The organism is Tabrizicola sp., from assembly GCF_036781545.1.
In the GTDB taxonomy this organism is placed as follows: domain Bacteria; phylum Pseudomonadota; class Alphaproteobacteria; order Rhodobacterales; family Rhodobacteraceae; genus Tabrizicola.
In genome coordinates this window covers 1,352-13,026 of record NZ_DAIQAT010000076.1, presented here as the reverse complement: position 1 = coordinate 13,026, position 11,675 = coordinate 1,352, and the positions used below count along the sequence as shown (strand labels likewise).

14 protein-coding genes are annotated in these 11,675 nt (G+C 65.0%); all 14 read left to right on the top strand.

Features of this window, described 5'->3' with window-relative positions; genetic code table 11:
- Positions 1 to 1,119 (top strand): hypothetical protein (locus V7Q39_RS12445; protein ID WP_333816907.1); only part of this gene is annotated, 1,119 nt, incomplete at its 5' end.
- Between the two features lie 9 nt (positions 1,120 to 1,128).
- Positions 1,129 to 3,366: a hypothetical protein gene (locus tag V7Q39_RS12440; protein ID WP_333816906.1), complete on the top strand. Its 2,238-nt coding sequence runs from the start codon at positions 1,129 to 1,131 to the stop codon at positions 3,364 to 3,366.
- 41 nt (positions 3,367 to 3,407) lie between these two features.
- Complete coding sequence (locus V7Q39_RS12435) at positions 3,408 to 3,719, top strand: Gp49 family protein (RefSeq protein ID WP_333816905.1); 312 nt, start codon at positions 3,408 to 3,410, stop codon at positions 3,717 to 3,719.
- Between the two features lie 3 nt (positions 3,720 to 3,722).
- Positions 3,723 to 4,259 carry a DUF2829 domain-containing protein gene (locus tag V7Q39_RS12430; RefSeq protein ID WP_333816904.1) on the top strand — a complete coding sequence of 179 codons (537 nt, stop codon included), beginning with the start codon at positions 3,723 to 3,725 and terminating at the stop codon, positions 4,257 to 4,259.
- Complete coding sequence (locus V7Q39_RS12425) at positions 4,259 to 4,588, top strand: hypothetical protein (protein ID WP_333816903.1); 330 nt, start codon at positions 4,259 to 4,261, stop codon at positions 4,586 to 4,588. The genes V7Q39_RS12430 and V7Q39_RS12425 overlap by 1 nt, the downstream gene beginning before the upstream one ends.
- Positions 4,585 to 4,764: a hypothetical protein gene (locus tag V7Q39_RS12420; protein ID WP_333816902.1), complete on the top strand. Its 180-nt coding sequence runs from the start codon at positions 4,585 to 4,587 to the stop codon at positions 4,762 to 4,764. The genes V7Q39_RS12425 and V7Q39_RS12420 overlap by 4 nt, the downstream gene beginning before the upstream one ends.
- Entirely contained in the window at positions 4,761 to 5,219 is a 459-nt protein-coding gene (locus V7Q39_RS12415; RefSeq protein WP_333816901.1) for a hypothetical protein, read from the top strand. The genes V7Q39_RS12420 and V7Q39_RS12415 overlap by 4 nt, the downstream gene beginning before the upstream one ends.
- On the top strand, positions 5,216 to 5,473 hold the full coding sequence (locus V7Q39_RS12410) for a hypothetical protein (RefSeq protein ID WP_333816900.1): 258 nt from the start codon (positions 5,216 to 5,218) through the stop codon (positions 5,471 to 5,473). Before V7Q39_RS12415 ends, V7Q39_RS12410 begins: the two co-directional genes overlap by 4 nt.
- Before the next feature lie 6 nt (positions 5,474 to 5,479).
- Positions 5,480 to 6,670 carry a hypothetical protein gene (locus V7Q39_RS12405; protein ID WP_333816899.1) on the top strand — a complete coding sequence of 397 codons (1,191 nt, stop codon included), beginning with the start codon at positions 5,480 to 5,482 and terminating at the stop codon, positions 6,668 to 6,670.
- Positions 6,671 to 6,719: 49 nt separating this feature from the next.
- On the top strand, positions 6,720 to 7,676 hold the full coding sequence (locus V7Q39_RS12400) for a phage major capsid protein (protein WP_333816898.1): 957 nt from the start codon (positions 6,720 to 6,722) through the stop codon (positions 7,674 to 7,676).
- Between the two features lie 67 nt (positions 7,677 to 7,743).
- Positions 7,744 to 8,601, top strand: coding sequence for a hypothetical protein (locus tag V7Q39_RS12395; protein ID WP_333816897.1), 858 nt, complete (start codon positions 7,744 to 7,746; stop codon positions 8,599 to 8,601).
- A 5-nt stretch (positions 8,602 to 8,606) separates the two neighbouring features.
- Positions 8,607 to 9,551, top strand: coding sequence for a phage adaptor protein (locus V7Q39_RS12390; RefSeq protein WP_333816896.1), 945 nt, complete (start codon positions 8,607 to 8,609; stop codon positions 9,549 to 9,551).
- The gene (locus V7Q39_RS12385) at positions 9,551 to 10,243 is read left to right on the top strand and encodes a phage tail protein (protein WP_333816895.1); all 693 of its coding nucleotides are present in this window, start codon (positions 9,551 to 9,553) and stop codon (positions 10,241 to 10,243) included. The genes V7Q39_RS12390 and V7Q39_RS12385 overlap by 1 nt, the downstream gene beginning before the upstream one ends.
- Positions 10,240 to 11,675: hypothetical protein (locus V7Q39_RS12380; RefSeq protein ID WP_333816894.1), on the top strand; the 1,436-nt coding region annotated here is incomplete at its 3' end. The genes V7Q39_RS12385 and V7Q39_RS12380, both read left to right, overlap by 4 nt.

The following is an 11,675-nucleotide window of genomic DNA, read 5'->3' as shown; positions in this document are numbered from 1 at the left end:
GGGGGCGAATACAACGCCTTCGGCATCATCGGGGGCAATCAGCACGGCAACCCCGCCGAGTGGCTGTTCATGGATGACATCGTGAAGGGGCGGCAGATCGCCATGTCGCCCCATATGCGCGAAGAGGTCTGGGAGACCTACAAGGCCGACCTCACGTCCCGCCTGCAGGGGCGGCGCAAGCAGCTCATGGTCTTCACGCGCTGGCACGAGGATGATCCTGCCGGGCGCATCCTGCCCGACAATTACGATGGCCGCACGGGCTGGTATGCCGACCGTGAGACGGGCGAGAAATGGTATGTCCTCAGCCTGCCCGCCATGGCCGAGCATGAGGATGATCCGTTGGGCCGTGATCTTGGCGAGTGCCTGTGGCCGGAACAGTTCGGTGAAGCCTTCATGGGGCCGAAGCGCAAGCGCGGGGGCTGGATATGGTCCGCGCTCTATCAGCAGCGCCCCAGCCCGCAGGAAGGGCTGATGTTCACCGACGCGCACGTCATGCGCTTCGATCTGGGCGCAATCGACCTGACCCGCCTGCAAATCTACATCTCCAGCGACTATGCCGTGACCGAAGAGGGCGGCGGCGGTGATCCAGATTGGACCGTGCATCAGGTATGGGGCGTGGATCACGACCAGAACATCTTCTTGCTGGATATGTGGCGCGGGCGCACCCAGCCCGACGAATGGGTCAGGCACTGGATCAGGCTGGTGAAGAAGTGGAACCCGCTGCGCGCCTTTGAGGAAAACGGTCAGATCATCAAGTCGGTCGGCCCGATCATCCGCGCCATGATGCGACAGGAGCGCGCCTTTGTGGACCGGGTGCAGATGTCCAGCACGACCGACAAGCCAAGCCGGGCGCAATCCCTTCTGGGCTGGGCCGCCATGGGCAAGATGTTCCTGCCCCGGCGCGACACAGTTCCGGCTTCATGGCTCCCCCACCTCGACGCTTTCGAGCTGGAGCTGAAGCAATTCCCTGCCGGCAAGAAGGACGACACCGTGGATGCCGCCACGCTCTTTGCCCGCGGGCTGGACCGGATCATCGCGGGCCAGCATCCCGGCAAGGCCCGCTCGCCGCACGGCGATACCCTTGATGACCTATGGGAGAGGAACGAGGGCGGCAGATAAGGGCCAGGCATGGGCATTTCAGACATCATCCAGCCCGGGGCGCTGGGTCGGGACGGCGACGACGCCATGCCATGGCAACCCGTCTCGGAGCTTGCCCCCGACGTGCCGGAGAGCGATTCCGAGGCCGAAGGCAAGGGCCCGGATGAAAACTGGCGCTTCTGGCAGGAGCAAATCACCACAGCCCTGATGCACGAACGGCGCTGGCGCAAGGAGGCGCTGCACGCCGAGGGCCTGTATTTCGGCCCGGACGAGGACAGCGGCACGGGCGAAAGTAGTGGGGCGCCGAAGGAAAACCGGATCACCGACGAAACCGGTCTGATCCATTCCAATATCGAGGTGTTGAAGCCTCTGGTGTTCAGTGAAACCCCCACCCCTATCGTGCAGCGGCGCTGGCGTGGCGATGGCCAGGCCGACGAAACCGACCTGATGGCGGCCGAGGCGGGGCAGCGCATCGCCACATGGATGCTCACCACCACCGATTTCAACGGCGCGATGGAGCGGGCCCGCGATGACTGGCTCATTGCCGGTCGCGGGGCGGCCCGTGTCCTCTACCGCGCCGAGTTCGGGCAAGAGCAGGCCACCAACCCCCTGACGGGCGAACCCATCGTTGAGGATGTGAAGCTCAATGAGGAAGTGCTGATCCGGGGCAACGAGTGGCGCCGCCTTGTGCTGGCCCCCGCCGCGGGCTGGGACCAGATGCCGTGGATCGCGTTCGAGGTGCCCATGACGCGGGCCAAGATCGAGAAGCGGTTCCCGGAACACAAGGACAGGTTTGCCTACGTCAATAAGGGCATGAGGGGCAGGGCGCGCGCCTTTGGCGACGAGGACCGCGAGGACCGGGCCCTGTCCAGCCAGATCGACCGCACCGGAGAGCCGGTCATCAGTCCGTTTGACACCGCCACGGTCTGGGAGGTCTGGAACCGGGAAACCCGAGCCGTGATCTGGGTGTCCCCGGACTGCAAGGACGTGGTGCTGGACAAGCAGGACGATCCGCTGGGGCTGGAGTATTTCTTCCCCATGCCCAAGCCGCTTTTGGCCACGACCCGGGGCGACAGCATGAATCCGCGCCCCGATATCGCCTATTACGCCGAGCGGGCCAAGGAAATCGACCTGGCCACGCGCAAGATGCACGAGCTTCTGAAGGTGCTGGCCGTCGCGGGCCTGTTCCCCGGTGCCATGGCCGATCAGGTCAAGGCGCTGATGGAGGGCAAGAACCAGCTCATACCGGTGCAAAGCTGGATCAGCCTCATGGAGAAGGGCGGATCATCGAACATCATCCAGTGGCTTCCTCTGGAGGCCATCATCACCTGCCTCAACGCGCTGCAGATGATGCGCGAGGCAGCAAAGCAGGCCATGTTCGAGGCCTCCGGCGTCTCCGACATCATGCGGGCTCAGGGCAACCCGAACGAGACGGCGACGGCGCAGCAGATCAAGGGCCGCTACGCCGGTCTGCGCCTTGCGGCAAAGCAACGTCAGATGGCGGTCTTTGCCCGTGACAGTCTGCGGATCATGGTCGAGATTGCGCTTGAGCTGTTCGACGCTGCCCGCCTGTTCGATCTGGTCGGGCTGAACATCCCGGCGACCGAGGCGGAACGGCAAATGAAGCTGGCCGAGATCGAAGCCGGAAAGCAGCAGTTCGCGCAAGCCGTGGCGCAGTATCAGGCGCTGCAACAGGCGGTGCAGGTCATGCAGCAGCAGGGCCAGCCCGTGCCACAACTCCCGCCGCCGCCCCAAGAGCCGAAGTTTGACCGGGTGCCGGAAACCTCTTGGGAGTTGGTCCACGCCCGCCTGCGCCGCGATATGTCGCGCAAGATCACGATTCAGATCGAGACGGACAGCACGGTCCTTGCCGATGAGCAGGCCGACAAGGAGGCCCGCATCGAGTTCCTGGGTGCCTTCTCAACCTTCGTGCAGCAGCTCGCCCCGCTCATGGCCTCGGGCCAGTTCGATATGAAGACGGTCAAGGAGTTGCTGTTGTTCGGCGTGCGGGCCTTCCCGAAGAGCCGCACGCTGGAAGGCATGATTTCGCAGATGCCGGATGAGCCGCAGGGCGAGCCGAAGGAAGATACCCAAGTCATTGTCGCCAAGATCAGGGCCGAGACCGACAAGCTCGTGGCCGAGATGGAGATGGCCGACAAGGAGAAGGACCGGCAGCACGACATGCGGATGAAGGGCGCCGATCTGTTGGCCAAGGCGGCAGATACAGCCGCAAAACCAGCCTCGCCGCAACCGATCGGGCGCGCGTGATAGCTGGGGCAGCACGCTAAACAGCCAAGGAGCTGCCCCAGATGACCAGTCTCGAATCCGGCGATGCCCTCGCCGCCGCCGTCCAGAAAACACCGCACCGCGTGACGCTGGACAGCCTCAAGGCCAAGATCGTGGCCGCCGATTTCTTCCATCCCAGCTTTGCCCCGCATGTGACCGTCGCGGTTCTCCAGACCGAGAACGGCTTCACGCTGGTTGGCAAGTCGGCCCCGGCCGATCCGGCCAACTTTGACGCAGAGGCGGGGCGGACTTTTGCGCATGACGATGCCATCCGGCAGCTCTGGGCGCTGGAGGGGTATCTTTTGCGCGAGCGTCTTCGGCAGGCGGAGGGCTGACCGATGGATTTCGGCGATGCAATCCGCGCCCTGAAGCAGGGCAGGCGCGTGGCCCGTGCGGGCTGGAACGGCAAGGGCATGTGGCTGGCATTGTCGCCCGGGCATGTGAACCTATCTGCCGAAAAGTTCTGGGCTGGCCCGAACCGTGACTACGCCGAGGCTCAGGGCGGCACGGCGCATGTTCTCCCCTGCATCACCATGAAGACCGCCACCGGCGAAATCCTCATGGGCTGGCTCGCATCCCAAACAGATATGCTGGCCGAGGACTGGGGTTTGGTCGAGGACGCGCCGAAGGCTGCTCCCGCACCGTCAGCACCCGCCGTTCTTTCCCGCGCCGCCCTCACGGTGATCTCTGAAGCGGTGCAGGCCTATCTTGCCCAGCTTGAAAACCGCGAACCTCCCCCGGATCAAAGCCCGGTGGACGTGATCGAATCCGCCAGCCAGCACGTCATGGCACAGCGCGGTATCGCGGCCCCGGCCGATCTGCGCGAGGTCTGCACGCAGGTCTTGCAGCACTATCTGCGCAAGGAGGTGCGGTGATGCCATTCTTCCGTAAAAAGCCGGTGGTGATCGAGGCGCGGCAGATGCCGGAAGCGGCCGCGTGGTTTGCGCTATTGGGTGAGCTTCAGGATATTTCCCGCGGGCAAATGCCTCCCGGCCTTTCTCGCGTGGTAGATTCCGCGAGAGGCATTGCGGCATGGTGTGGCGGCCAGTTCACCTGTGACGCCCTTGGCCCGTCCATCCTGATCGACACGCTGAAAGGCCAGATGCGCGCCGATCCGGGCGACTGGATCATCAGGGGCGTGAAAGGCGAGTTTTACCCCTGCAAGCCAGACATCTTCGACGCGACCTATGAGGCAGCGGAATGAGCTGGCTCCTCATCATCGTCCTCGTCGCTGATGGCGCACGAACCGAGGCGCCGGTGGGCCTGATGATCGACCGGCGGGCCTGCAATATTGCCGGTTTCGGCATGGGGGCCGTGCTGTCGCAGGCTAATCCCGGCGTTGATGTGGGGTGGCGCTGCGAAAAGCAGGTCGCGGCATGACCGCATCCGAACACGCCCGCATCTTCGGCTCGCGTGAACCTGCCGCCCCGGGCCGGTCCCGCCTGTGCAAGACCTGTGGTGACTGGCACCGGCTGGATAAGCCTTGGCCGCACAACTGCCGCCCGCCCGCGCCGCCGCGATCCGTTCTGCCCGCCCCGATGCTGGCCCCGAAGTTTCAGGAGTTCGTCGCGGGTGATGTGTTCAACCCGGTCCCGATCGGTGATCCGTCGGCCAAGCGCGAATACATGGAGCGCAACGGCTTGGTGGAGTGGGACGCTGGCGTGAAGCCGGATCGGGAACCGACCGAACGGGAATGGGAGCGCGACCTCGCCATGGACCTGAAGCGCGAGGCCGAGATTGACCCGCTGAACCGCCCGCCCGTCGATGTGGTGGGGCGCACCGATCTGGATGGCGCAGCCGAAATCGACACGACCGACATGGAGGTTTTCAAGTGAAGTCCGAGCCGTTGCCGACCCTGATCCCTGCGCGACCCCATGAAGCCGACGAAGAGCAGCGCCTGCGCGAGGCCATCAACCGGCTGTGCGGTCAGGCGCTGGCCGCTCTGGATGCCGCCATCAAGTTTCGCACCGCCCCGCATGAAGCGCAGCGTGCCCGCCATCTGGCGCGCGGCCATCTGGTCGATTTCAGCCTGAAGGCGATGCACGCCCTCACACTGACCGCCGCCGAAAAGAAACAGACCGAGGAGTAATCCCCCATGCCCGCCGACATCGACAATGACGCCGACATCGACCGCACCGACCTGATCGAAGAGGATGAGGACGATTCCGCAGTCCTTGAGGTCATCCGCAAGGCGCTGGAAGAGGGCGCCGACGATTCCGCCCCTGTCGGTCGCGCCTTCCCCGAACTGGACGAGGATGGCCGCGACGAGATGGTCACCCTTGAAAAGGGGTTGGAGCTGATCGACAAGGCCGCCGTTCCGGCGCAGCGCAAGCCGAAGGGCGATGACCCGGACGCGGAAGGCAAGAAACCGGGCGAAACCGGCGTTGACCCGAAGGCGGAGGATGACGCCGAAGCGGAGGCACAGCCCGCCGATGGTGCGGCACAATCCGACGCCGCCGACCCCTATGCCGAGCTTCTGGCCGGGATCGACGGTGACCGGCGCGAGACCCTTACGGGCCGCCTGCGGCAAGCCGACGACATGCTGTCGATCTTCGCCGGGCATGAGGCCGAGATGCAGGCGCACGGCATCACGCCGGTTCAGCACATGCGCAGTCTGGCCCAGATCGACCAGTTCGCCCGCAAGAACCCCGAGAAGTATCTGGCATGGGCCGCGACCGAGATCGGCAAGGACAAGGCCGAAGACCTGATCACCAAGGCCGCCGAGCTGCTTGGTCTCAAGGTCACGCGCGACGATGATGGCGACCCCTTCGAGGATGAGGGTGTCAAGAAACTGCGCGAAGAGAACCGCGCGCTCAAGGCGCAGAGCCGCAATCTGGGGTTCAGCCCGTTTGAGGCCGCACCGCCCACCGCCACGGACCTTGCGGCATGGGTCGAGGAGAAGGCGCCGGATGGTTCGCTCAAGCGCCCGCTGTTCCGCGACCTTGAAGCGGGTATTTCCCGCATGGCGCAGGAGCATCGCACCAAGACCGGCAGGGCCGTCACCTTCGCCGATCTGGACGGGTTCTACACCGCCCTGACCGCGCGCCTCGGGGGGCAGCAACAGCCGCCGTCCGCACAGACGCCTGCGCCGCAAGTGGTTCCCGCCGCACAGGCGCAACCCGCTGTGACAGGTGGGGTTCAGAAAGCGGCGGCACCGGGCAGCGTGGAACGCGCCAAGGCCGCCAGCAAGAATCTCGACGGATCGGGCCATGGAGCCAGTCGTCGCCCCGCGCTGTCTGCGGATGCTGATCTTGATGCCACGCTGCGCCATTTCATGGGCGGCTGAAGCAGGGAAAGGCTCTGACGGTGCGCGGGACCGCTGATGAGGCAACATCATGGCGAACCCGAACTGGGGTGAAGTGGTGACGGCGACCCTCGCGCACCGTCGCAAGAAGATGGCCGACGCCATCTCGAAGAACAACGTCCTCTACTACGAGATGCGCCGCCGTGGCCGTGACAAGACGGTCCCCGGCGGTCGCACCATCACCGCGCCGATCATGGTCGGTGAGGAAAACGTGAACTTCCAGTGGTATGTGGGCCGTGAAGGGCTCAACATCGCGGGTCAGGAAGTCCTGACCTCGGCGGAGTTCCCGTGGAAGCAATACGCCTGCGGCGTGTCGATCAGCGGCCTTGAGATGCTGATGAACGACGGGCCGGAGCAAATCCACAACATGATGAAGGCGCGGATCGCCCACGCCGAGAAGACCATCACCAACCAGCTTCACCGCTCCGCGCATGGTGACGGCACGGCCAACGGTGGCAAGGAGTTCGGCGGTCTCGCGCTGCTCGTCTCCGAAACCGCCGGCGCGACCGTTGCCGGGATCAACTCCGGCGTTGCGACCTGGTGGGACAACCAGCGCCGCGCAACCGGCGCCGCGCCCGACAAGGACACCATCTTCGGTGAAATGCTGGCCCTGTGGCTGGAAACCTCGCGCGGCGCCGACAAGGTGAACCTGATCGTGTCGGACAACACCTGGTATTCGGTGTTCGTCAACTCGTTGCAGGCCCAGCAACGGTTCATGGACCGCAAGCTGGCCGGGGCCGGGTTCGACAACGTGATGTTCCAGTCCACCCCCGTCACGCCGGACGGCGGCATGGGCGGCTATGCGCCCGAGGGAATGCGCTTCCTGAACCTCGATACCATCGAGATCAACATGCACGCCAAGCGCAACAACGTGGTTCTGGGCGGCCCGCGCCGCCCCCTGACCGAAGACAGCGACACTGTGATCATCGCCGGGATGGGCAACTGGACCATCGACAACCGGATGCTCAACGGCGTGCTGACCGAGTGATCGGGTCGGGCCGGGTTCAACGCCCGGCCCGCTCTCCATCCTGAAACCGCCAAGGAGCAATCATCAGATGTATCCCAACATGCAGCAGGCGCCGGGTAACCCCGCGATTTCCCGCAACCTGACCGACAGCGACCTGTCCAGCCATCTGGGGCCGGTGGCCGGGTCCGGTGGCCTTCATGTCCAGTTCTTCTATTCCAAGGTGCGGATCGCCTCGACCAATCCTGCCCTCAACGGCAAATGGTCCACCCGGCTTTGCGTGGCGAAGATTCCGCGCGGCGACCGCCTGACCATCGCCTGCCGCTACATTTCGGAAGACGAGGCGATGCGCCAGTTCCCGCGCGAGTTCGCCATGTTCAAGCAGTATGACGCGGTGCCCACCTCCGGCACGCCGCTGCATGACCTGCCCGGCATCTCGCAATCCCAGATCGCCTATCTGACGATCCACAACCTGCGCTCCATCGAAGACCTCCTCTCCATGCAGCCCGAGCAGATCAATGGCATGGGTATGGAAGTGGTGCAGGCCTATGCCGTGGCAAAGCGCTGGATGGCCGCCAAGACCGACGCTGGCGCCATGCTCAGCGCCGCGCAGACCGATGCAACCATGTCGGTCGAGAACCAAGCGATGCGCGAAAAGCTGGCAGCGATCGAGCGGCGCAATGCCGAACTGGAAGCGCAGCTCACGGTCCTCAACCGCCTTGCCCCCCAGCAGGGCGCGGCACAGCCCGCAGCCATGCTTACGGGCGATGTGGCCCCGTATCAGGTGCAGGCCGCGCGTGACGCCGACCCGGTTGATGATCTGCCCGACGCGATGTCGCGCGAAAGCAACCTGTTCAGCGGCGGCATGGTTGATGGCAATGATGATCTGATCGACAGCCCGTCCCCGGAAAACCCGCTGGGCCTCAAGCCGCGCGCCAAGCGGGGCTGAACGGGATGGCGCGGACCATCCTTGAGATCGCCGTAGAGGCAGCGGAGCGGGACGCCACGGCGCCCGCCCCAACAACCCTGTTCGGCACCAACAACCGCGTGTCGAAGATCCTGCGCACCGCCGCCTTCGACACCATGCGCGAGGTCATGGCCAAGACCGACTGGATCGGCCTGTCGGAACTGCATTCGACATGGGCCTTCTCGACCCGCCCGGGCCGCTACGCCTATCCGCTGCCGCCTGACTTCCTGCGCCTTGTTCCAAACACGGAACACCGCGGCGGCTGGCCCATGGGAATGGTGGGTCCGGCCTCGCCGCAGTCGTGGGCGCACTGGCTTTTCGGGGGCGCCGCAACCCCGGTCCAGATGGGTTGGCGGATCAGGAACAACGTGCTGTGGATCGAACCCACGCCGCAGGCCTATGAGCTGATCACCATCGACTATGTGTCGCGTTTCCCCGTGGTGTCCAACATCGCAGAGGGTGACTATGACTTCACCCAATCCCCGCCGTCCTGCTACGCGCCCTTCGTGCCGCGCGATGGTCACCTTGATCTGGCAACCCTTGATGTGGCCGATCTGGTGGAGGGCGAGGGCGAGTATGATGGGGCGCCCGGCTGGGACATCGCCATATTCGGGGAGGAAACCTTCGAGGCTCTGCGCCGCCTCAGCCCGGTTTCGGCCGCAGCGCCATTGCCGCAGGTGCGCCGGCCCACCTTTACCGCAGATACGGACCTGCCAGCCTTCGATGATGATCACCTGCTTTCGCTTGGCATGACGTTCAGGCTGCGCCGAGCCATAGGCAAGGACTATGCGGAGGTCGCGGGAGAGTATGAAGAGCAGCTTGAGATGAAGCTGGGGTCGGATGCGGGCGGCGCCCGGACGCTGCGCCTCGGGGCTTGTGACGATGTGGCGCAAACCGTGCCGCTGGGCGGCGGTCGCTGGATGGTGTCGTAATGCCGCAAATCTCCCTGCCAAGCTACAGCCCGAGCCGCACCAAGACCCGCACCTATGACGTGAAGGCAGACCCCGCTACCGTCATTGCAGCGCTTCTGCAGCTTGTGGCTCCGACCGGCTCCCTTGTTCCGACCCTTTCCGAATCCGAGCCCGGCGATGGCTGGAAGCTCTGCAACGGTCAATCGCTCCTGAAGTTCGAATACCCCGACCTTTTCTCCGCTATCGGCGGGACGTGGGGCGAAACGGCAGATACCTTTGCCCTGCCTGACTTCCGTGGCAGGCTTCCGATTGGCGCCGGTGGCAGCGCCGGGCTCACGCTCAAGGCCGCCGGCGGCGCCCATCAGATTGTGCTGACCCAAGACCAGATGCCGCCCCATGCCCATGATCTGACCGATCCGGGCCACACCCACAACTTCACCGGCGCGCCGCACACGCATGGTGTCACCGACCCGGGCCACACCCACACCGCGGCGGTTGTCGCCGCTGGCACCGCAACCTCTGGCCCATCCGCTGACGGCGCCACGACGGGCAGCACGTCCAGCGAGATGACCGGCGTCACGGTCGATGCGGCGACGGCGGGCGGGACCAACGCGACATCTGCAACCGGAATCGTGGTGCAAAGCGCGGGCGCTGGATCGCCCGTCAGCATTCTGCCGCCCGTCATCGCGGTAAACTGGTTGGTGCGGACATGAAGCGGCAAAAAGACAGGGCGCGGCGGCGGGCGACGGCAGGAAGCCGGTCATCGCGCGAAATCACCCTTCCGCTGCCGCTGCGCGGCCTGTTCGTGGAGGCAAAATCGGCGCAGGTCTCGAACCTCTTTGCCGCAGAGCTGCACAATTGGCGGTCCAACGGGGTTTCGCTCGTTCCCCGGCCCGGTGTTGTGTGGCAGGGCGAGCCGAGCGGGGTGATCCAGCGCGTGCCCTATGAGTTCGGGCGCAACCCGCGCTGGATTGAGATCACGGCTTCTGGTGCGTCTTGTGGTGCGGCGGAGATCACGCGCCTGTTCGGCGGCAACGCGATGGTGGCCGAGATCAGTTCCAACATCATCTTGGCGGATGGCTTCGGCGCGCCGGTCCGCTTCAATGGCACAGAGTTTCAGGAATCCACCTTCTCGACCGTGACGGGCGCAAACCCGGCGCGCTTCGATGGCGTGATCAGCCATCACGACCGGCTCTATTTCTGGCGCTCCGGCGATGCGCTGGAGTTCTACTATGGCGATGTGGGCGCGGTGGGGGGCGGATTGGCGCGCTTCCCGCTCGACCGGCTGGGCAATATAACGGGCTCCATCGCGGCCATGGTCAGTCTGACCGTGGACGCGGGGCACGGCATGAACGACATGCTGTGTATCGTCACGACCACGGGCCACCTCGTCCTCTATGAGGGCCTTGACCCGGGAGATGCCTCGGACTGGCGCCTGACGGGGCGCGTCAGGGCTGCGGCGCCTATCGGCCCGCTTGCCTTCGCGGAGGTTGGCTCCGACGCCTGGATGATGACGGCGCAGGGCGTGGTCTCCATCGGGGAGTCGATCCGCAGTTCGGTTCTGGCGCTGGTATCTGACATCACCGCCCCGATTTCGGATGAGATCACCGCTGCGGTTGACGAAGGAACGGGCGTGTGGCGCATGTTCACCTCGCCAGATGGCGCCATGGTCCTGATCAGCCGGGCGGTTGGCCTTGAGGCGCGCCAGTGGGTTTTTTACACCAAGAGCAAGTCGTGGGCCACGGCGGACCTTCCGGCCCGCGACTGGCACGCCTTCAACGGCAAGCCCTTCATCACCGGGTTTGATGGCCGTCTTGGCACCATTGCCAGCCGCGATTCCGGCGAGGTGATCACGTCTCGCTGGGTCAGCAGTTGGTTCGAGGCGCCGGGAGTTTCCGGCGTGGCCTATCTGGTCCCGACCATCCGCGCCCAAGGTCCGCTTACGGTCAGGGTCACGCTCCTGTCGGACACGCGCGACAGCGCCGCCGACATCGCAGAGGCAGAGCAAACCGTCACCCTCGAACCCGAAGAGGATGATGGCGGAATCGTCACCCTCTCGGACGAGATCGTGACCGATGCCGAAGGCTCGCGGTTTCAAATCATCATCGAGGTCACATCGGCATGGTCCGAACTCATCAGCCTGAA

Bases quoted from the DNA above. Each gene is read 5' to 3' on its own strand.
- V7Q39_RS12400 (WP_333816898.1), top strand. From the start codon at position 6,720: ATGGCGAACCCGAACTGGGGTGAAGTGGTGACGGCGACCCTCGCGCAC.
- V7Q39_RS12395 (WP_333816897.1), top strand. From the start codon at position 7,744: ATGTATCCCAACATGCAGCAGGCGCCGGGTAACCCCGCGATTTCCCGC.
- V7Q39_RS12390 (WP_333816896.1), top strand. From the start codon at position 8,607: ATGGCGCGGACCATCCTTGAGATCGCCGTAGAGGCAGCGGAGCGGGAC.
- V7Q39_RS12415 (WP_333816901.1), top strand. From the start codon at position 4,761: ATGACCGCATCCGAACACGCCCGCATCTTCGGCTCGCGTGAACCTGCC.
- V7Q39_RS12440 (WP_333816906.1), top strand. From the start codon at position 1,129: ATGGGCATTTCAGACATCATCCAGCCCGGGGCGCTGGGTCGGGACGGC.
- V7Q39_RS12430 (WP_333816904.1), top strand. From the start codon at position 3,723: ATGGATTTCGGCGATGCAATCCGCGCCCTGAAGCAGGGCAGGCGCGTG.
- V7Q39_RS12385 (WP_333816895.1), top strand. From the start codon at position 9,551: ATGCCGCAAATCTCCCTGCCAAGCTACAGCCCGAGCCGCACCAAGACC.
- V7Q39_RS12435 (WP_333816905.1), top strand. From the start codon at position 3,408: ATGACCAGTCTCGAATCCGGCGATGCCCTCGCCGCCGCCGTCCAGAAA.
- V7Q39_RS12425 (WP_333816903.1), top strand. From the start codon at position 4,259: ATGCCATTCTTCCGTAAAAAGCCGGTGGTGATCGAGGCGCGGCAGATG.
- V7Q39_RS12420 (WP_333816902.1), top strand. From the start codon at position 4,585: ATGAGCTGGCTCCTCATCATCGTCCTCGTCGCTGATGGCGCACGAACC.
- V7Q39_RS12405 (WP_333816899.1), top strand. From the start codon at position 5,480: ATGCCCGCCGACATCGACAATGACGCCGACATCGACCGCACCGACCTG.